The 20056-nt window shown below is 60.4% G+C and carries 17 protein-coding genes and 1 pseudogene; 10 read left to right on the top strand and 8 right to left on the bottom strand.

Features of this window, described 5'->3' with window-relative positions:
- Positions 1-475 precede the first annotated feature (475 nt).
- Positions 476-1372 (bottom strand): LysR substrate-binding domain-containing protein, encoded by an 897-nt coding sequence (locus tag GGR20_RS08680; protein WP_183310873.1) that lies wholly within the window; start codon positions 1370-1372, stop codon positions 476-478.
- A gap of 105 nt (positions 1373-1477) precedes the next feature.
- Here GGR20_RS08680 and GGR20_RS08675 point away from each other — a divergent pair, with 105 nt between their 5' ends.
- Both GGR20_RS08675 and GGR20_RS08670 read left to right on the top strand, forming a co-directional pair.
- On the top strand, positions 1478-2362 hold the full coding sequence (locus GGR20_RS08675; RefSeq protein ID WP_183310847.1) for an aldo/keto reductase: 885 nt from the start codon (positions 1478-1480) through the stop codon (positions 2360-2362).
- 10 nt (positions 2363-2372) lie between these two features.
- A pseudogene (locus GGR20_RS08670) lies at positions 2373-2489 on the top strand (aldo/keto reductase); the annotation flags it as partial.
- A 51-nt stretch (positions 2490-2540) separates the two neighbouring features.
- On the opposite strand, the gene GGR20_RS08665 reads toward GGR20_RS08670, so the two are convergent.
- Complete coding sequence (locus tag GGR20_RS08665; RefSeq protein WP_183310846.1) at positions 2541-3566, bottom strand: LacI family DNA-binding transcriptional regulator; 1026 nt, start codon at positions 3564-3566, stop codon at positions 2541-2543.
- Between the two features lie 160 nt (positions 3567-3726).
- Here GGR20_RS08665 and GGR20_RS08660 point away from each other — a divergent pair, with 160 nt between their 5' ends.
- From GGR20_RS08660 to GGR20_RS08635, 6 genes are all read left to right on the top strand, one after another.
- Positions 3727-4683 carry a glycoside hydrolase family protein gene (locus tag GGR20_RS08660; RefSeq protein WP_183310845.1) on the top strand — a complete coding sequence of 319 codons (957 nt, stop codon included), beginning with the start codon at positions 3727-3729 and terminating at the stop codon, positions 4681-4683.
- Positions 4680-5837: a serine hydrolase domain-containing protein gene (locus GGR20_RS08655; protein ID WP_183310844.1), complete on the top strand. Its 1158-nt coding sequence runs from the start codon at positions 4680-4682 to the stop codon at positions 5835-5837. Before GGR20_RS08660 ends, GGR20_RS08655 begins: the two co-directional genes overlap by 4 nt.
- A gap of 109 nt (positions 5838-5946) precedes the next feature.
- Positions 5947-7251, top strand: a complete 1305-nt coding sequence (locus GGR20_RS08650) for an extracellular solute-binding protein (protein ID WP_210283124.1) — start codon at positions 5947-5949, stop codon at positions 7249-7251.
- Positions 7252-7374: 123 nt separating this feature from the next.
- A complete protein-coding gene (locus tag GGR20_RS08645) occupies positions 7375-8226 on the top strand; it encodes a carbohydrate ABC transporter permease (protein WP_210283123.1) in 852 nt (283 codons plus the stop codon).
- A complete protein-coding gene (locus GGR20_RS08640) occupies positions 8223-9047 on the top strand; it encodes a carbohydrate ABC transporter permease (RefSeq protein ID WP_183310842.1) in 825 nt (274 codons plus the stop codon). The genes GGR20_RS08645 and GGR20_RS08640 overlap by 4 nt, the downstream gene beginning before the upstream one ends.
- A gap of 16 nt (positions 9048-9063) precedes the next feature.
- Complete coding sequence (locus GGR20_RS08635; protein WP_183310841.1) at positions 9064-10131, top strand: ABC transporter ATP-binding protein; 1068 nt, start codon at positions 9064-9066, stop codon at positions 10129-10131.
- Positions 10132-10217: 86 nt separating this feature from the next.
- On the opposite strand, the gene dgoD is transcribed toward GGR20_RS08635, so the two are convergent.
- Genes dgoD through GGR20_RS08615 form a run of 4 tightly spaced genes read right to left on the bottom strand, consistent with a single transcriptional unit; the run spans position 10218 to position 14257 of the window.
- On the bottom strand, positions 10218-11396 hold the full coding sequence (dgoD, locus tag GGR20_RS08630; protein WP_183310840.1) for a galactonate dehydratase: 1179 nt from the start codon (positions 11394-11396) through the stop codon (positions 10218-10220).
- An 11-nt stretch (positions 11397-11407) separates the two neighbouring features.
- Complete coding sequence (locus GGR20_RS08625; protein WP_183310839.1) at positions 11408-12682, bottom strand: TRAP transporter large permease; 1275 nt, start codon at positions 12680-12682, stop codon at positions 11408-11410.
- Positions 12679-13188 (bottom strand): TRAP transporter small permease, encoded by a 510-nt coding sequence (locus GGR20_RS08620; protein WP_183310838.1) that lies wholly within the window; start codon positions 13186-13188, stop codon positions 12679-12681. The genes GGR20_RS08625 and GGR20_RS08620 overlap by 4 nt, the downstream gene beginning before the upstream one ends.
- Positions 13189-13240: 52 nt before the next feature.
- The gene (locus GGR20_RS08615; protein ID WP_210283122.1) at positions 13241-14257 is read right to left on the bottom strand and encodes a TRAP transporter substrate-binding protein; all 1017 of its coding nucleotides are present in this window, start codon (positions 14255-14257) and stop codon (positions 13241-13243) included.
- Between the two features lie 114 nt (positions 14258-14371).
- On the opposite strand from GGR20_RS08615, the gene GGR20_RS08610 reads away from it, so the two are divergent.
- The gene (locus GGR20_RS08610; protein ID WP_183310836.1) at positions 14372-15154 is read left to right on the top strand and encodes a FadR/GntR family transcriptional regulator; all 783 of its coding nucleotides are present in this window, start codon (positions 14372-14374) and stop codon (positions 15152-15154) included.
- Between the two features lie 618 nt (positions 15155-15772).
- Here the strand turns inward: GGR20_RS08610 and GGR20_RS08605 are convergent.
- Complete coding sequence (locus GGR20_RS08605; RefSeq protein ID WP_276511902.1) at positions 15773-16828, bottom strand: alkene reductase; 1056 nt, start codon at positions 16826-16828, stop codon at positions 15773-15775.
- A 107-nt stretch (positions 16829-16935) separates the two neighbouring features.
- Between GGR20_RS08605 and GGR20_RS08600 the strand changes: the two genes are divergently transcribed.
- Complete coding sequence (locus GGR20_RS08600) at positions 16936-17844, top strand: LysR family transcriptional regulator (protein ID WP_183310835.1); 909 nt, start codon at positions 16936-16938, stop codon at positions 17842-17844.
- Between the two features lie 243 nt (positions 17845-18087).
- Here the strand turns inward: GGR20_RS08600 and GGR20_RS08595 are convergent, their stop codons facing one another.
- Entirely contained in the window at positions 18088-19974 is a 1887-nt protein-coding gene (locus tag GGR20_RS08595) for a bifunctional sugar phosphate isomerase/epimerase/4-hydroxyphenylpyruvate dioxygenase family protein (RefSeq protein ID WP_183310834.1), read from the bottom strand.
- Between the last annotated feature and the right edge of the window lie 82 nt (positions 19975-20056).

Raw genomic sequence — 20056 nt, 5'->3', positions numbered from 1 at the left:
GTCAGCCTGCCAGGCATAGCCCGCTGATCAGCCCGGCCCATGCCGGAAAAGCCTCGAGGCCCAGCCTCAGCTACACCACGCTATGGGACACGATCCGAAATGTTCGCGGAGCGCGCTGTCCTGAGTGCGAACGGCAGCTAAGTTGCTTTCCCACCTTAAAGCCGACTATCCGCTTACGGCCTCGAACCGGACTTTCGGGGGGAGGCCGGGAACATGGGATCAGTGCCGGTGCAGAGTTATCTATTGATTTCAATGCAATAGGTGTTCGCAGTTTTGTTCCGACCGGCGCGCCATCATGCTAGCTAGCTAGCATTTGTAAGGGTAGGGGCCGTAATGTGCGGAATTTTGCTAGCTGCAATGGCAGCAACGCGCCCCACATCGGTCCTTCTGGCGAGCTTCCCTGTTTCCTAAATTCGGTCGGCCAGGTCTGGCATGGTACCGACATTGGCCGCATCCGCCTTAGCGCGGACCATGCCTATCTTGTCCTGTGACGAAGCAGGTCGATTACCAGCGCAAAGGCCTGGTTCATTTGTCGGCGGCTTGGGTAGTAGAGGTGGAAACCCGAGAATGGCTGGCACCAGTCGTCCAGCACCTGGATGAGCTTCCCAGCCGCAAGATGGGGTTGGGCGCTGTCTTCGGGAACGTAGGCAATCCCAAACCCCTGCAGCGCCGCACCGATCATCGGACGGACCGTGTTGAAGGTGAACTGTCCATCCACTTTGACCCGTAGGGGGCGCCCATCCTTCTCAAACTCCCAGGCGTAAAGAGTGCCGCCGGACGACAATCGCAGATTGATGCAGGTGTGCGCTACCAGTTCCTGCGGTGTCGCCGGAGCTGGGCGACTGGCCAGATAGGCTGGCGACGCAACGGCCACCATGCGCATGTCTGGTCCGATCCGCACGGCGATCATGTCTTTTTCAACGCTCTCCCCCAGCCGAACACCCGCGTCGAACCGCTGGGCGGCAATGTCGGTGAAGCTGTGGTCGACGAATAGCTCGACCTTGACGTCTGGAAACTCGACGAGGCCAGACGCCAGCTTGGGCCATAATACGGTTTCGGCCGCACGCTCGCTGCAGGTAATCCGCACCAAACCGGCCGGACGATCGCGGAGCTCGCCCAGGGCGGCAAGTTCGGCCTCGATTTCCTCAAAGCGTGGAGCAACGGCGGCCAGCAGGCGTTCGCCTGCCTCCGTGGTGGAAACGCTGCGCGTCGTCCGGGTCAGCAGACGATAGCCCAGCCGCTCTTCAAGCGATCGTATTGTCTGGCTGAGTGCCGAAGGCGAAACCCCGATCTCGGCCGCAGCCCGTGTGAAGCTCTTCGCGCGGGCAATCACGGCGAAGGCCGCAAGGTCATTGAAATCAGCACGAGCGATTTTGAAGTCCTCCTAACAAGCCGGTGTAGATTATAGCGCCTAATCTCCGAGGTTGGGCAGGGCTATCTTGCAGGTCACGAAGGCATTGCCATCAAAGGAGCGAACATGACGGTTCCGACCATCACATTGAACAACGGCGTCGCCATGCCCGCACTGGGCTTCGGTGTCTTTCAGACCCCGCCGGCTGACACCCGGATCGCCGTGGCCGAGGCCCTGCGTGTTGGCTATCGCCATGTCGACACAGCCGCCGCTTATGGCAATGAGCGTGGCGTCGGTGAAGCGATACAGGCTTCCGGCTTGGCGCGTTCCGAGGTGTTCATCGAAACCAAGATCTGGATCAACGACTACGGCTACGACGAAACGCTGCACAGCTTCACCAAAAGTGCAGGCAAGCTTGGCGTTGAGCAAATCGACCTACTTATCCTTCACCAGCCGCTCCCTTCGGCTTTCGAGCGGACGCTGGGGGCCTATCGTGCCCTTGAGACGCTGCTTGGCGATGGCAAGGTACGGGCGATCGGGATCAGCAATTTCATGCCCGAGCACCTCGAGAGGTTCCTGCCCGAGATTGAGATCGTTCCGGCAGTCAATCAGATCGAAGTCCACCCCTATTTTCGGCAGCCGGAGCTACAGGCGCTAAACAAGAAGCACGGCATCCTGACGCAGGCTTGGGCACCGATCGGCGGCATTACATTCTACCGTCCGGGCTTTTCAAAAAGCACGCTCGAGGACCCGACGATCCTGGACATCGCCGCGGTTCACGGCAAATCGGCAGCGCAGGTGATGATCCGCTGGGGCGTGCAGGAAGGACGTTCGGTGATCCCCAAGTCGGTCGAGCCGGCGCGTATCGCCGAGAATTTCGACGTCTTTGACTTCACACTTGCAGCGGGCCAGTTGGCAGCCATAGACGCGTTGAACACGAATGAGAGGGGCGGACCTGTGCCGGACAACATCACGCTCGAAGCTTTCAGTCGCGAGATTCCGGAAGCCTGAGGAGAAAGACATGAAGAAGCGCACACTGGGTCAGGGCCTGGAAGTTTCGGCCATCGGATTGGGCTGCATGGGTATGAGTGCAGCCTTTGGGCCTGCTATGGACCGACAAGAGGCCATCAAGCTCATTGGACATTCGGGGTCACCGGTCTGGTCGACGGCAACGAAGCGCGACACTCGTCTATGAGCAATTGTGGGGCAGTGAACCTCGCATCACAACGGGCATGTCGATTAGGTTGGTCTGCGGGATCCGGGAGGGCGCGAGCAGCAGTTCCACGGCGCGACTACCCATTTCCTCGTGTGGCAAGCCTATCGTTGTCAGGCCCGGACGCAAATACGAGGCCAACTCGTCATTATCGAACGAAACCAGCGCAACGTCTTCCGGAGTGCGGATGCCGGCCTCGCCAAGCGCCTGGTAGGCACCGAAGGCCAGACGGTCGTTGAGGCACAACAACGCGCGGGGACGTTGCGTCTTGAGCAGTTTCCGGGTCAGGTCGTAGCCAAAATTCGGTTCCCAGTTCCAGCAGCTCAACTCGGCCGCAAAGGTCAGGCCGGCATCGGCCATCGCGTCGCGAATGCCCATGAACCGACGCGAGATCGTCTCGGACCGGAACAAGCCCTCTTCCTGCTTCGCATTATGACCCAGGAGGACAATGTCCTTCGTGATGCCGCTACTCACCAACAGTTCCACGGCCCTGCGTCCGCCCTCATATTCTGCCGGCAGCACCGAAATGGGAAACCGCGCGCTCGTACCGTTGAGCATCACCACCGGCACATTGATTGCCAGGTCGGGGACAAACACTTCCCGCGCCCGCATGGCGGCGAAGATCAGGCCGTCCACCTGCCGGTCGAGGGCAGTTTCCACCGCCTGGATTTCGCGCGCCGGTTCGCCCCCGGTTTCGAGCACCAGCATGACATGCTTGGCCTGTTCTGCCGCCGACAGAGCGCCGCGAATAAGGCCGCTGGCGAAACGGGTTGTCGCCACATAGTCCGAGATGAAGGCGATGGAGCGCGACTTGTCTGTGCGCAGCGCGCGCGCCGCCACATTGGGCCGATAGCCCAGGCTCGCCGCCGCGTCGTGCACCTTCTTGTGGGCCTCGGGCGACAGGCGCGTGTCCGGCCGGCCCGTCAGAATCATCGAGGCCGCCGTTGTTGACAGACCGGCCAGACGCGCCACGTCCGCCAGTGTTACACGCTTCTTTCCCAAAGGCTTCTGGTCCCCTCAACGGTCGGGTTATCGCTTTTCGACTGGATAGCCATGCGCCCCCCGCTTGACAAGCGATGCACATCATAGCATGTGCTAAATGGATTTAGCAAAGCGGCAATTGCTGTGTGTTTTGCGAAGACCTCGGAAAGGGGCTTGAGGATTGACGTTTCATCTGCCGGATCATTGGGTGTGGGATTTCTGGCTCGCTGACGATGGCGAGCGCTACCACATGTTCTATCTGCATGCGCCCAAATCGCTTGGTAATCCAGAGCTGCGGCACCGCAATGCCCGCATCGGTCACGCCAGCTCGAGCGATCTGCGCAACTGGACCAATCACGGCCAGGTGTTCGACGCTGGCGCGCCTGGCAGCTTCGATGGCAGCGCCACCTGGACCGGCAGCGTGGTGCGCGGCCCGGACGGGCTCTGGCGCATGTTCTATACCGGCTCGCGCTTTCTCTCCCCCGACAGCAGCGCCAATGTAGAGTCGATCGGCGTGGCCACATCGCCCGACCTGTTCGACTGGACCAAGCATCCCGGCGCAATTTGCGTCGCTGATGGCCGTTACTACGAAACCCTGGGTACCTCGTCCTGGCCCGAAGAGGCATGGCGCGACCCCTGGGTATTCTGGCGCCAGGCGGATCAGCGCTGGCATATGCTGGTCACCGCCCGAGGCAAGGACGGTTCGGAACCCGATCGCGGGGGCATGGCCCATGCGACCTCGACCGATCTCGCCGATTGGTCAGTCGAGCCGCCGCTGAGCGCATCCGGCTCAGGCTTCGCTCATCTCGAAGTGTTCCAGGTCATCAAGCTCGATGGCCAGAACCATATCGTCTTCTGCTGCGACGCTGCCAAGCTGTGCGGTCACAGGGCAGGGGGCACGGGTGGAATCTGGAGCCTGCCGGTCGGCGACATGCCGGGGCAGGTCGATTTTGCCGCGGCGCGGCTCTTGGTAGACGAGCGTCTTTACGCCGGCAGGATCGCCCAGGACCGGCAGGGCAAGCCCTGGCTCCTGGCATTCAATAATGTCACCGCGGATGGCGCCTTCGAAGGCGGCATTTGCGATCCCTTGCCCATCACCACCGGTGTAGACGGTTTTCTTGAGGTCAGCCCGCAATGACGATTAAAGTGCATGGCGCGGTCGAGCCCGGTTTCGAACCTGTGGCAGACGCCTTTGCGTCCGCTTTCGCTGCTCGCCCCACAATGGGCGGCGCCTTGCACGTCACCATTGGCGGGCAGAGCATTGTCGATCTCTGGGCCGGCATTGCCGACGAGCGCACCGGACGCACCTGGACCCAGGATACCCCGTCAGTCGTCTTCTCCTGCACCAAGGGGCTGATGTCGATCCTGATTGCCCGCCTCGTGCAGGATGGAAAGCTTGACTACGACGCCCCCGTCGCCCGGTACTGGCCTGAATTTGCGCAGGCGGGGAAGGCTGATATCACGGTCGGACAGGCGCTGGCGCATCAGGCCGGGCTCTCCGCCCCGCGTGAAGATTTGACCGAGGATGACATCGTCGATTGGAACCGCATGTCGGCGGTGATGGCCGCGCAGGGGCCGCTCTGGCCTGTCGGGACGGGCTACGCCTATCACGCGCTGACCCATGGCTGGCTGACCGGAGAACTGGTCCGCCGGGTCACCGGCAAGTCTGCTGGCACATATTTTCGCGAGCTGATCGCGGATCCTCTAAAAGCCGAAGCCTGGATCGGGCTTCCCGACGCCCAGGCAGACCGTGCCGCCCATCTACAGGTCAGTGCGCCACTATCTACGCTCTGGGCAGAGGAGGCTAAAAAGCCAGCGCCAAACTGGCCTTATAAGGCCATGACTCTCGGCGACGCATTGCCGGCCGATCTGGTCACGGATGAGGGCGGCTTCAATTGCCAGCGCATTCGTGCCGCCGAGATTCCCGGCGCCGGGGGCGTTGCAACGGCAAAGGCATTGGCGACAATTTGGTCGGCTACCGTGGTCCACACAAGGGGTATCCGCCTGATCGATCATTCTGTCATTGCTACCGCCACCCGCACGCAAAGCGAGGGCATCTCGGTGTTCGGCGGCGATCCGCCATATTCCCGCTGGGGGTATGGTTTCCAGCTTGATTCCGAAGCGCGGCGCTATCTCGGCGACGGCTGTTTCGGGCATGATGGTGCAGGGGGACAAGTTGGTTTCGCCGATCCCGCGCGCCAGATCGGTTTCGGCTTTGTCACCAATTGGATGATGGGGCCGGAAGACCAGCGTGCGACCGGGATCATCTCGGCCTTGCGTCAGGTTATCTAGTCGTCGCGCCGGGCACAAAGCGCATATTGACTCAGCTTTGTGCCCATGCGCTAAATCCATTTAGCAGACGGAAACATCCACTGCAGATCTTACCCTGGAGGAGGTAGTCGTGAGAAACACAACCCGCCACGCACTTCGCATTGCCGCCCTGAGCCTCAGCATTGCCGCAACGGCCGGTACGGCCCTGGCCGCACCGAGCTGCGGCACCGACCCGGTCGTGCTCAATTCCTATTTCGAAACCGGCTTCCCGCTGCCAAGGCAGCTGGCCGAAGAGTTCACCAGGCAATTCCCCAATGTCACCTTCGACATCAAGGAAGACCAGTTCGCCAATATGATGGAGAACTCGCCGCGCATCCTGTCCGAGGCCAATGCGCCGGACCTGATCCGTCTGCCCTCGCTGACCGACCTGGTAGCCAACGACCTGCTGCTTAATCTGGATGGCTATTTCGACGAATTCGGCTGGGACGCATTCCCTGCGGGTCAGTTGGTGCAGTTGCGTGTCGAAGAGGGTGGCCGCCCCCGCGGCACCGGTTCGCTCTACGCCATGGGCCTCAACTATTCCATGACCGGCGTCTTCTATAACAAGGAGCTGGCCGACCAGCTCGGTATGACCGAGCCGCCTCAGACCCTGGCCGAACTGGACGCCCTGATGGCCGCCGCCAAGGAAGCCGGCATTCAGCCGATCATGCAGTGGAACAAGGGCACCGCAGGCCTGGCCTTCCCCCTGCAGAACCTGATGGGGGCCTATGGCGCGCCCGAGCCGATCAATGACTGGATTTTCCAGAAGGAAGGCGCGACCATCAACACGCCCGACAATCTCGAAGCGGCGCAGCACCTCGATGCCTGGATCAAGGCAGGCTATTTCCCCTCCGACGCCAACGCCATCGAATATTTCCAGATGATGAGCCGTTATATCGGCGGCGAGGGTCTGTTCATGTTCAACGGCGACTGGGAGTCTGGCAATCTCGACGCCAATGCCGCCGGCAAGTTCGGCTTCTTCATCATGCCCAGCGTTGAAGAAGATGGCCGTCACGCCACCATGTCCGCCCCGCTAACCTTCGGCATTGCCGCCAACGCTGCCAACCCGGATTGCGCTGCCTTCTTCCTCGATTGGGTTGCCACCAATGAAGAAGCCCGCAAGATCAATGTTGCCGTCGGTGGTTCCAACCCTGGTGGTCCGACCGATCTGCCCATGCCTGCCGTTGAACCCGGCTCGGTGACTGAAGCCTCGCTGGCCGCTGGCCAGACCCTTGCCGAGGACAATGGTGCAATGGACTTTATCGCCAATGCGACCGGTGCCATCTTCGCTGCGGGCTGGACCCCTGAATTGCAGAAGATGGTGGGTGGACAGCAGACCCCCGAGGGCCTGCTTGAAGCCGTTCAGGAAGAATACGAGACCCAGCTTTCCCGCTAAGCCTGGATCCCAACGCCCCTGAGCGGGCCGGAATGAAACATGACTGATATCACGACGTCCCCTCCGGACGCTCAGCCAGAACCAGTGCGGCTCCCCCCCTCGCGGGGGAGCCGCAAGACCAGAATGGCGGCATGGCTCTTCGTTGCGCCGGCCTTCATTGCCTATGCGGCTTTCGTGCTCGCTCCGCTCTGCATGAGCATCTACTATTCGCTCCTGCGCTGGGACGGCATCGGCGAAGCCCAGTTCTACGGGCTGAGCAACTACGTGACTGTGCTGACTGATAGCGATCTGCTGCAGATCATCGGCAACGCCTTTCAGCTCGTCCTCTATTTCACGCTGATCCCGGTGCTGCTCGGACTGGCGGTGGCCGCCGCCATTCGCAGTCACATGGCCGGGCGCTTCGGCACCATCACGCGCACTGTTCTGTTCCTGCCCCAAGTCATTCCGCTGGTTGCGGCCGGTATCGCCTGGAGCTGGATGTTCGCCTCCACTGGCCTGGTCAACCAGACCCTGAAAGCCATTGGCCTATCGAGCTGGGCACGCGGCTGGCTCGGTGATTTCGTCTGGGCACTGCCCGCCGTCGGCGTTATCGGCGCCTGGGTCCTGCTGGGACTGTGCACCATGCTGCTTGTCACCGGCATCACCAAGATCGATCCCAGCCTTTATGAGGCCGCCCGGCTCGATGGCGCACGCCCCTGGCATGAATTCCGCTACATCACACTGCCGGGCCTACGCCAGGAGATCGGCGTCTGCATCACCGTGACCGTGATCGCCGCGCTCGCCAGCTTCGACATCGTCTATATCTCCACCCAGGGCGGGCCGGGGATCACCACCACCGTGCCGGGCCTTGAAATCTACCGCCTGGCCTTCGCCCACCGGCAAGTCGGCCTCGCCTCGGCGCTGGCCATCGTGCTGATGGTCCTGGTGCTGATCTCCATCGCTCCTGTACAGTGGTTCACGCGGGACAAGAAATGAAGACCGCATCCCCCAATTCCCTGATCGCTCGCGGTTTGATCATCGTCCTGATGATCATCACGCTCCTGCCGTTCCTGTCCATGCTCTCGGCCGCTTTGGCGCCGCAGGGCACCTATCCCAACGGGCTGCAATGGCCGAGCGACCCGCAATGGAGCAATTTCGTCCGCGCTTTCGAAGTGGCCAGGATGGATCAGTTGCTGCTGTCGAGCACGCTGATCGTGCTCGGCGTCGTGCCATTGTCCGTGCTGATCGCCACCATGGCCGGCTATGGCCTGGCCAAGCTCACGAGCAATAAATACAAATGGCTCTACCTAGTCTTCGTGTTCGGCCTGACATTGCCCTTCGAGGCCGTGATTACCCCGCTTTACTACGAGGTGCGGGCGCTCGGCCTGCTCAACACGCGCTTTGCAATCATCCTGCCGCTGATCGGGCTCTATATGCCCTTCTCGGTCTATTGGATGCGCGCCCACTTCCTCAATGTGCCCCATGACCTGACCGAAGCCGCCCAGCTTGATGGCGCGACCCGCTGGAAGGAATTCTGGCTCGTGCAGGTGCCGCTGGCACGCCCCGCCATCATGTCGCTGACCATCCTCCTGTTCCTCTGGACCTGGAACCAGTTTCTTCTGCCGGTCGTGTTGGTGCAGGACCCCATGCAGCGCACCATGGCGGGTGCTCTCGGCGCCTTCCAGGGCCAGTGGGGCACCGATATTCCGCTGCTCTGCGCCGGCTCGCTTCTCATTCTGGCGCCGACCGTGGCGTTGTTTCTTGTCTTCCAGCGCCAGTTCGTCGCTGCCCTGATGCAGGGCGCGGTGAAGGGCTAACAGGAGTCCACCAAATATGTCAGGTCTCACTCTGCGGTCTGTCCGCAAGAACTACGGCGATGTGCCGGTCATCAAGGGCGTCGATCTCGATATCGCCCATGGAGAATTTGTGGTCTTTGTCGGTCCCTCGGGCTGCGGTAAATCCACGCTTCTGCGCATGATTGCCGGGCTTGAAGATATCACCAGCGGTGAAGTCTCAATCGGCGACCGCGTGGTCAACGATATCGAGCCGCGTGATCGCGGCGTGGCGATGGTGTTCCAGTCATACGCGCTCTACCCACATATGAGCGTCTACGACAATGTCGGGTTCGGGTTGAAACTGGCCGGCACGCCGAAGGCAATTCGCGATGCCAAAATCCGGGATGCCGCCAAAGTGCTGCAGATGGAACACCTCTTGGATCGTCGGCCGGCGCAGCTCTCAGGTGGTCAGCGCCAGCGCGTCGCCATCGGCCGTGCCATTGTGCGCGAACCCGATGTGTTCCTGTTCGACGAACCGCTTTCCAATCTCGACGCTGCCCTGCGCGGCGACATGCGGATGGAACTGGCTCGGCTCCATAACGATCTCGGCGCCACCATGATCTACGTGACCCACGACCAGATCGAAGCCATGACCCTGGCCGACAAGATCGTCGTCCTCGATGGTGGCGTGGTCCAGCAGGTCGGCTCGCCCCTTGAGCTTTACAATAATCCCGCCAATCTTTTCGTGGCCGGCTTTATTGGCTCGCCCAAGATGAACCTTCTGGAGCTAACATCCCGGCCAGAAGGAAACGTCTCTTCGGCAGAACTATCATCAGCACTGGCTCTCAACCGAGGTGCTTGGGCGGGCGCCAGCTTGACCCTTGGTCTTCGCCCGCATGATTTGAGAGTGGCGCCAAACGGGCCCTTGAATGGACAAGTGCGCCTCGTGGAACGGCTCGGTAATGAGACGATCCTGCGGGTGTCGCTTGCTGACACGACCGAGATTACGGCGGTCTTGCCAGGTCAGGACGAATTTGCCATCGGCCAGATAGTTGCGTTCGATTTCAAGCCTTCCAGTGCTCTCGTGTTTGACGAGAACGGCAGGCGTCTTCCATCCCCCGGTTGAGAAGCGCTACATCGGGAGGACGTCCGCGAGAGGGCGTGGACCGAAAGGTCCACTGCCGCCCTCACAGTCTATTCCGATCGGTGAACTCACCAGTTGGCGATGCGCCCGTCGGGCAAAATGGCTTCGAGAGCGGGGATTTCTTCCTGCGCGAACGGATGTCGTGCCGCTTCAGCTTCATCGATCTCGATACCCAGGCCGGGCGTGTCGGGCACGCCCCATACCCCATTTTGCATGTCGAGCGGATAAGTCTGAGTGCAGATATCGCGGAACCATGGCACGAGACCAACGGCTTCTTCCTGGATGACGAAGTTGGGCGTGGCGAGGTCGAAGTGCAATGCGACCGCGCCGGCCACCGGCCCCATCGGGTTGTGCGGCGCGACCCCCATATGGGCGGCTTCAGCAATGGCGGCGATCTTTCGACCACCGGTCAGGCCACCACAATGGGCCAGATCGGGTTGGATATAGGCCACAGCCCGCTTTTCAGCGAGATCAGCGAATTCTCGCGGCGTGAAAAGGCGCTCGCCGGTTGCCAGAGGGCATGCCACCTGGCGCGCCAGTTCGGCCATTGCGCCGGCATCGCCAGGTTGAATCGCCTCTTCCACAAATAGCGGCTTGATAGGGGCGATCGCATCGATATAGGCGCGCGCTGCTTCCACGCTATCCGGACGGCCATGAAAATCGGTCATGATCTCGACGCCGTCGCCTACGCGTTCGCGGACCGCATGCGCGAGTTTTTCCACGTGGCGAACGTCGGGCAGGGGAGCTGAATATCCAGTGTAGGGGACGAAGCCGAGCTTGATGGCATTGTAGCCCATCTCCACGGTTTCCTGCACCGCGTCGCAAAACGCGTTGACGTCGGTGGTGGGAACCTGGGCGCCGATCTTGGCGCGGCGCAGGTGGGTGTACACAGCCACATTGTCACGTACGCGCCCGCCAAGCAGGTCATGGACGGGGACGCCAAGCGCCTTGCCCTTGATATCCCAAAGGGCGTGTTCAATTCCCGAAACAGCGCTTAGTCCGATAGCGCCGAGCGGCCAGAAGCTGAACCCGGTCATGCGGCGCACGACATGCTCGATGCGGGTGGGGTCCTCACCGATCACGAAGGGCTCGAGATCCTCGATCGTGGCGCACACTGCGCGTGTTTTCCACTCAAGTGTGGCTTCGCCCCACCCGTAGAGGCCCGGTTGGTCCGTCAGTACCTTGACGAATATCCAATTGCGATGGATCGCATTCACGACCACCGTCTGAACGGCAGTTATCTTCACTTCGGCCTCATTCAGGGATTTAGAGTTTGTGGTAGCCAGGTCGATATTTCAGGGACGAGGCAGAGGATTACGACGGCTAAGAGTTGAGCGATCAGAAAGGGCAGCAGAGCTCGCAGAAGCGGGATCATGCCAATGTTGCCCACACGCATGATGACGAACAGCACAACGCCCACCGGAGGCGTCACCAGACCGATTGCCAGTGTAACCATGACGATCATGCTGGCTTGGAGTGGGTCGATGCCAAGCGAGATGACAGCAGGCATAACCAGCGGCATGAATATCAGGATCGCCGCCCCGATATCGAGAAACGTGCCTAAAATGAGCATCAGCACGGACAGGGCAAGCAGGAAAAACAGTGGTTGATCCTGAAATATGAGCGCCGCCTCGCGCACAAAACCGGAGATGCCGAGCAGATTGAGCGCATAGGACAGAATGGTGGCCGCGGCGACCAACAGATAAATCGTCGCCGAGGTGCGAGCGGCACGCATAAACGCTTGCCAAAGGCCGGCCATGTCCATTTTTCTGAAGACGACCACTGAGAGGAAGATTGCGTAGGCTACGGCGATGCCACCACCTTCGGTGGCCGTGTAGGCGCCCATGACCATACCCCCGACAATGATCAGCGGGAGTGTGGCAACGGCGACGCCCTCGATGAGCATGCGCCAGCGGGGCCCGTGCTGGTCGGCGACACGCGGGCGCGGCAGGCGTCCCCGGACGGCATCAAAGAAAACGATGGCCGCGCAGGCAGAGCCCAGCAGGATGCCTGGTCCCACACCCGCCAGGAACAGATCAATGATGGATACGCCCGTGACCGCGCCAATCAGAATGGCCAGGCCCGATGGTGGGATGATGGGGCCAATGATCGAGGAGGCGACCGTGACCGCAGCCGCATAGGGCCGCGAGTAGCCTTCCTTTGGCATCTCCTGCATGAAGACCCTGCCCAGCGCAGCCGCGTCGGCCACGGCAGAACCGGAAATGCCTGCGAAGAGAACGGATGTGCCAATATTGGCGTAGGCCGTTCCGCCGCGCATCTTTCGCGTGGCACTGGAAGCGATGGCAATGAGCCTGGTGGTGATGCCGCCCTGGCTCATGATTTCAGCGGCCAGAATGTAGAAAGGCACAGCCAGGAAGACGAAGCTGTCCACGCCCGTGAACAAACGCGTTGTCACGATGGAAAGCGGAATATCGGCGAGCAACACGCCCGCCAACCCGGCCAGCCCCAGGGAAAACGCGACCGGCACCCCAATCAGCAATAGAACAAGTCCGCAAAGAGCAACCCAGATCATGTCACGTCACCGTCCGCTGCAGGCGATTTGCGGTGCTCGTCCCAGCCACCGAACCAGGACAGTCCGATCTGGATGAGCAGCAGAGCCGACCCCACAGGAAGGGCCAGATAGGGATAGATCATGGGAATGCCCGAGGCTGGTGCGACCTGCCCCGCATTGCGTAGCGCGAGGGGCCAGCCGTAAATCAGCACCACAAGGCAGAATATTGCACCAAGCGAATATAGGGCCGAACGCACCAGAGGGGCATAGCGCGGTGCTACCATGGATTCGAGGGTCTCAACCCCCATGTGTTCGATCCGATAGATGGCGGCCACGGACCCAAGCATCATCAGCCAGATCATCAGGTAGCGCATCAGTTCTTCGGTCCAGCTAAAGCCTATGCTGAAGGCATAGCGGCCCACGACCTGCGTGAGATTGAGCGCGGTGACGGTGATCAAAAGCAGCGTCGCCAGAATTTCGGTGGTACGGGCGAGCAGGAAAGCAGCGCGCTTCGCGAAAGCCTGCATTGCAAGTTTCCTTGAATGCCGCGGGCCGATGGCCCGCGGCGGATGGGATCGCTTATTCGGAACCGTACATGCGAGACTTCACAGTCTCCACTTCGTCGAGAAGTTCATCGACCAGTTCATCACCGACATTGCTGCGAATAAACTGCAGCACCGGCTCTTGCACCACGTCGCGGAAGGCAGCCTTTTCTTCAGGAGTGGAGACGTGGATTTCCATCCCCAGTTCTTCCTCCAACTGGCGGCTGTAGAGCCAGTCGCCCTCGGTCTTCTGCAGGTTCTCGGTCCAGGCGGCCAGCTTGGCGGCGTCCTGAATGATCTGCTGGTGGCCGGGAGAGAGCGATTCAAACCAATCGTTGTTGGCGATCACGACGTGCAGGCCGAAGGTGTGTTCGTTCAAAGTGTAGTACTTCTGCACTTCGCCGGCACCACCGCTGTAGACCACTGCGGGCGGATTTTCCTGCCCATCGACCACGCCCTGACGCAGGGCCATGACCACTTCAGCACCGCTGATCGGAACGGCCGTGGCACCCAGCGACTTGACCATTTCCATATAGACCGGGCTTTCCATTGTGCGGATCTTGAGCCCTGCCATGTCGTCGGGATTGACGATCGGTCGCACATTATTTGTGAACGAGCGGAAGCCATTCTGAGAGAAGGCCAAAGCGCGCATGCCGGTCTGCTCCAGAATGTCCTCACGCATGGCATCGCCAAACGGGCCATTCATGACTTCCCAGGCGATTGGGGCGCTCTCAAAGATGTAGGGCACCGACCAGACCTGCATGGGTGGATAAAAGCCAGCCATGGCGCCGTCGGCCGGCAAGGTCAGTTCGAGGCTGCCCTGCTGGACCTGCTCGAGCATTTCGCGCTCGCCACCGAGCTGATTGCCTGGGAAAAGGCGGACGGTGATGTCGCCATTGGTCTTGAACTCGACATACTCCTTGAAGCGGAGCACGGCGTTGTATTCGGGGTAGTCACCTTCGGCCACACCGATGCCGAACTTGATTTCGTCAGCCATACTGACCGAAGAAAGAGAAAGCACCCCCATCAGGGCGCCGATTGCGGAGCGGGTCATAAACATAGTTGTCCTCCCTAGAACGGCCTTATGGCCAAGTTGGCGGTTTGGTGGCTTCCGGAGCACCATCACTAGCGATGATGCAATTCTTTAGATCATATGTAAAGGTGAGTAATGGCAGACGATGATGCGCAGGCGGCGATGCGTCCGAAAATGCCTGATCTTCTCTACGCCGTGATCGGATCGGCGCTTCCAACTGGCGCTACAAAGATCGCCGTCGACGACCTGGGACGACGGATTGCGAATGATGTTTATCGTCCAGGCGAGATTATGCCGACAGAGCCTGAACTTGCTGCTTCACTGGGGGTCAGCCGGACCACAGTTCGCGACGCGATCAAGGTTCTGTCGGGAAAAGGCATGGTGCGAACGGCACGCCGCTACGGCACACGTGTGCGACCGGTCGAAGAATGGAGCCTTCTGGATGCTCAGGTTGTGGCATGGCACGAGCCGAGCCATCCGAGGCTGCAATCCATGTTCGCCGAAACGACCGAGCTCCGAAGCATTATCGAGCCCCAGGCAGCTGCATTGGCTGCGGTTCGAGCTACCGAAGCACAGGTAGCAACCATCTCGGATGCGGCCTATGCAATGCATCCCACCTCAGGGTCGGTTGAGGACCTTTTCGACGCGGATTGCACCTTTCACGCTACGATTCTGGAAGCCACCGGCAATCTAATGATGAGGCAACTGCGCCCCATCATCCTCACCATGCTGTGGATTTCATATGAGTATGGCGTGTTGGCCAAGAGCCCCGAGCCGGTGACACGCGAGGGCCACATCAAGGTGGCCGAGGCAATCCGAGCGAGGGACTCCATGGGCGCGGAGAGAGAAATGGCCCAGATGCTGGAATTTAACCGCAGAACCGCAGGTCTTGAAAATGCGGGGTCTGTCGGATTCTAGTGATTCGACCTTTTGCATCACCTCGCGGCGCTGGAGAGTTAACTGTTGTCGTGACACGGCACGCTGCTGGACGAGAAAGCTCCTGCCACAATCGTTCGCTCCACTGGCTGGCACGCGGCTATTTGCGGCGGCTGACGTCAGTGTCCGCTTAGGGCAAGGTGTGAACAGTACAGGACTGTCCGGAAACGGCCCCCTCAAATGTCACCTGCGAGCCTGGCGGGAATGGCAGGGGGCTTCCATAACCTGCCGATCGGCAACGCGCCCCAACGTTCATTCGCGATGTCAATTGACTTCTTGAAGACGGTCGGTGCGGTAAGGACGCAGGACTTCGAAACAGAGGCTTTCTGCCGATCTGAACGAAGGCGGATTCGTATCGGTCTGGTTTGCTAGATATTACATTAGTTTGGTTTGCTGAGCGAGGTGCCCGATGCCGATAATACCAGCATCGGCACCAAGGACAGCGAAGGCAACGCGAGGTATCAGCCTGGCCTCGAAAGCCTCAAGCGATCGATGCAGGGCGACTTGAAACGCAGGTGCCAGGCCGACGCCGCCTCCAACCACCAGCTCGCGTCTACGCGCCTCCACAGATCGGAAGTCGATCGTTCCGCTCGCCTTCCCTCACGTTAGCAATCTGGGGTAGTCGGTGTAGCCTTCAGGTCCCCCTCCATAGAACGTGGCCTTGTTCGGTGTGTTCAATGGCAGGTTCTGTTGGAGGCGCTCGGCCAGGTCCGGGGTAGCGATGTAGTCCCGACCGAACGCCAAAGCGTCGGCATGCCCACTCTCGATCAAGCGCTCCCCATCGTCTTTTGACATGAGTTCGTTGGCGATGACCGGACCACCGAACCGGCGCTTGATCTCACCAAGCAGGCTGTCTTCCGCTTCAATCTCCCGGACGAAAATGAAAGCGATTTTCCGCTTCGCCAGTTCGTCAGCGACATAGCCGAAGATTGCCCTGGGATTGCTGTCACCCATATCGTGTTCCTCGCCCCGAGGGCGCAGATGGACACCGACGCGATCAGGGCCCCACACCTCAATCACCGCGTCCACGATCTCAAGCAGGAACCTGGCGCGGTTCTCGACCGAGCCGCCATAGCGATCGGTGCGCTCGTTGGTCTTGTCCTGTAGGAACTGATCGATCAGATAGCCATTGGCGGCATGCAGTTCGACGCCATCGAAGCCGGCCGTCTTAGCCCTCTGCGCGCCACGTCGAAAGTCCTCGACGATGCCAGGGACTTCCTCGGTTTCGAGAGCTCGTGGAACGGGATGCGGCCGCTTTGGGCGTAATCCTGAGACGTGACCTGCTGCAGCGATCGCACTCGGCGCTACGGGGCGCTCACCACCGAGCAGGTCGGGGTCGGAGATGCGGCCAACATGCCAGAGCTGCAGGAAGATGCGACCGCCGGCTTGGTGGACCTCCCGCGTGACGTGCCGCCAGCCTTGGACTTGGGCATCGCTCCAGATACCCGGGGTGCCCCAATAGCCAACGCCCTGTGGGGACACCGAGGTCGCTTCGCTCAAAATCAATCCAGCACCAGCCCGCTGCCGATAGTATTCAGCCATCATGGAATTCGGCACCCGCTCAACGCCGGAACGTTTCCGGGTAAGCGGGGCCATGATAACGCGGTTCGGCAGCGTAAGAGCGCCAACCTGCAACGGATCGAACAAACGGGACATCTGCATTTCCTTGGTTACCGCAGATATGGCCCCGTCCCGTCCTGTGGACAATTGCGCTTCTAGTTGTCAAACCGTATACCTCAGGTCGTCAATTGGAGCGCGTGCGGATGGCTCTTACCAATGCTTTTGCTGGCGTAGAAATCTTTATCGCCGCGGTGAAGGCCGGGTCGTTCACCGCGGCGGCGGCACATTTTGGGATCACCAAGTCGGCCGTCGCCAAATCGGTGGCCCAATTGGAAGGTAAGCTTGGGGTCAAGCTTCTGCATCGGACGACGCGCCGCCTGTCGTTGACGCCCGAAGGCGCGGCTTATCTCGAGCAAGCCGAAGCTGCACTCGATCAGCTCCGCGCAGCGGAAGACGTCGCCCGGTCCAAGGCCAGCTCGGTGCGAGGTGTGCTGCGTGTGGACATGCCTGCCGCGTTCGGACGGCGGATCGCCATGCCGATCCTTATGGATATCCTCAGGGCGTACCCCGACCTTCGCATGGAAGCCAGCTTCTCGGACCGGATCATCGACCCTGTCGAAGAAGGGGTAGACCTCTGTCTTCGCTTTGGAGAGTTGCCTGACCGAACCGACATCGCTGCCCGTCCGCTCGGATCGCAGCGCCTCACTCTTTGCGCCGCGCCAGGCTATCTCGCAGAAGCAGGGGAGCCGACAACCCTACGAGATCTCCAAAGTCATGCCTGCGTCCTCGGTGGCAGACCAGGCAGAGCGGCGCCCTGGCGCTTCGTCGATGAGGACGGACGGGCGACGTCCATTGAACCACCAGCGACACACCTGGTGACTGACGGGGAGGTGGTCATAGATATGGCGGTTGCCGGTTTTGGCTTATGCCAAATGCCGCAGTCCCTTCTGCAGCCTCACATCGATCGAAAAGAACTGGTCGAAGTGTTGCCGGATAGGTGCCGGGTGCGATCATCGTTCAGCGCTGTATGGCCCGCAACCCGTGCGATACTCCCCAGGGTCCGCATTGTTGTGGATGAGCTCGTTCGGCGGTCCAACGCTGGAGCTCTCTAGCAAGCGGCCAAGGGCTGTTATTACGCGCAGGTCAGCCCCCGCAAGCGTCGAGGAGCGGATTGGGATCCGGACCTGCCGATCTGCAACACGCCCCATATCGGTCACCCGGTCGTAGCCGGGGATAGCCAAAACGTCGAACCCTTGTTGCAGGCAGCCTATTGTCGAGCTGGACGCAATCGGTTTGGCAGAAGCAAGGAGGTCGATGGATTGCAGGCGGGTGACTTGGAGGTCGCGGTCAGCACCTCACCTTCGTGGGACACTGGCAGGGCGAGATGCACGCTTCTGAGCGGCGATGCGGAACGGCGCGTTGATTGCGCCAAAGCCTGCGTAGGCCCCTTTTCTCTGGACGATCTCAAAGAAGAAACCATCACCGAAGTTGGCTGAGTAGAGCTGAAAATACTCGCCCTTCTCGTCCCGGTCATAGAGCAGATTGGCGCTTTTCAACTTTGCTATCGTCTCAGCCCCTAGTCCAAGCCGAGCCTCCAGGTCGGCATAGTAGTTTGGCGAGATTTCCAAGGTCACCAGGCCGTTTTCCTTAAGTTTCGCCGCGGTGGCGAAAATGTCGTTGGACACAAAGGCAATGTGCTGAACGCTTGATCCGAAGGTTTCTGCGATGAACCGGCCCGCCAGAGTCCGGTGACTCTCCGCTCCGTTGAGGGTCAGGCGCAAAGTGCCGGTCTCATTGGAGATGACCTGGCTTCGCACCAGGCCAGACGGGTCGATAACGTCAACCATTGGTCCCTTGTCCACGTCGAAAATCGAGCGGTAGAAGAGAATCCATGTGAGCATCTCCTCATAATTCATCGTCTGGGCGACATGATCGAATCCGATTAACCCGGCACCACCCGTCTGCGGGGGAAGCGGCTCGAACTCGATGTCCCAGACCTTTGCAAGGTCGGAGTGGTCATCGAGGAAATAAATGACCCCGCCGCCGACACCCCGGACCGCGGGGATCGCCAGTTCTCCCGGCGCAACACCCTGCAGAAAAGGCTGGGCACCCAGCGCTTTGGCGCGGTCCAGCGCTGCCTGGGCGTCATCGACTAGAAGACCCATTGCATAGGCGGACGTGCCGTGCGTCACGTAGGCAGCGTGGGCCAGCCCCTCGCGTTCGGTGTTGACGACAATGTTGATGTCGCCCTGGGTGAAGCGTTCCACATTCTTGTTTTTGTGGCGGCCGGTAAACGCAAATCCCAGTTGCCGGAGCATTGACCGAAGGCTCTGCGCTTCGGCTTCATCGGCCGTAAATTCGATGAAGGAGACGCCTTTCACCATTCTTCGCGGCGGTAGTATGGGCAAACTATGAGACAGCTCGGGCTCAGCCGCCCTGACCTCGTCCATCAGGAAAACGAGCGATCGATGTCCGTCCTGGGCAATAGCGCGCGGTGAGCCTGAGCGAAACTGGTCGTTGAAGATTTCAAGCGAGAATGGACCGTCATAGCCGGTGGCTACCACGGCGCGGGCAAAGTCAACGACAGGGAGGTCGCCCTCTCCCGGCATGTTACGGAAGTGGCGGCTCCAGTAGAGCAGGTCCATATCAAGCGCCGGTGCGTCGGCCAGTTGTACAATGAAAATTTTATCGCCGGGAATGGCGCGGATCGAATCGGAATCGATGCGGCGCGACAAGCTGTGGAAGCTGTCGAGAATGACGCCAACATTGGGGTGATCGGCCCTGCGTACGATTTCCCAAGCGTCGCGGTGGTCGTTGATGTGCCGCCCCCAAGCAAGAGCTTCGTAGCCAATTTTCAGGCCGCGTTTGCGTGCCTGCTCTCCCAGTTCGTGGAAATCGGCCGCCGCGCGATCAATGCCGCCGAGCGCCGCCGGCGCCACGTTGGAACAGACCAGCATGAGCGGCGCACCAAGTTCTTCCATGAGATCGAATTTCCGCTCGGCCCGCTCAAAGGATTGCGCCCGTTGCAACGCTGGCAGGCCCTCGAAATCCCGAAACGGCTGGAAGAGGGTAATTTCTAAACCAAGGTCCAAGGCCATGCGCCTCACCTCGGCCGGACTGCGGTCAAAGGAGAGAAAGTCGTTCTCGAAAATTTCTACCCCGTCAAAGCCCGCCGCGGCGATGGCTTCCAGCTTCTCCCGAAGGTCTCCGCTGATGGAAACCGTGGCGATAGACGTCTTCATGACACAATCCTGAACGAACCAGTTCGTACAATGTACCGATGTGAAAGAACATGGTCAACGAGACATCCGCCAAGTGACGCTG

The organism is Devosia subaequoris (assembly GCF_014197055.1).
Lineage (GTDB): Bacteria > Pseudomonadota > Alphaproteobacteria > Rhizobiales > Devosiaceae > Devosia > Devosia subaequoris.
Note: the sequence above shows the minus strand (reverse complement) of the source record. Positions and strands in the feature narration are given on the sequence as shown.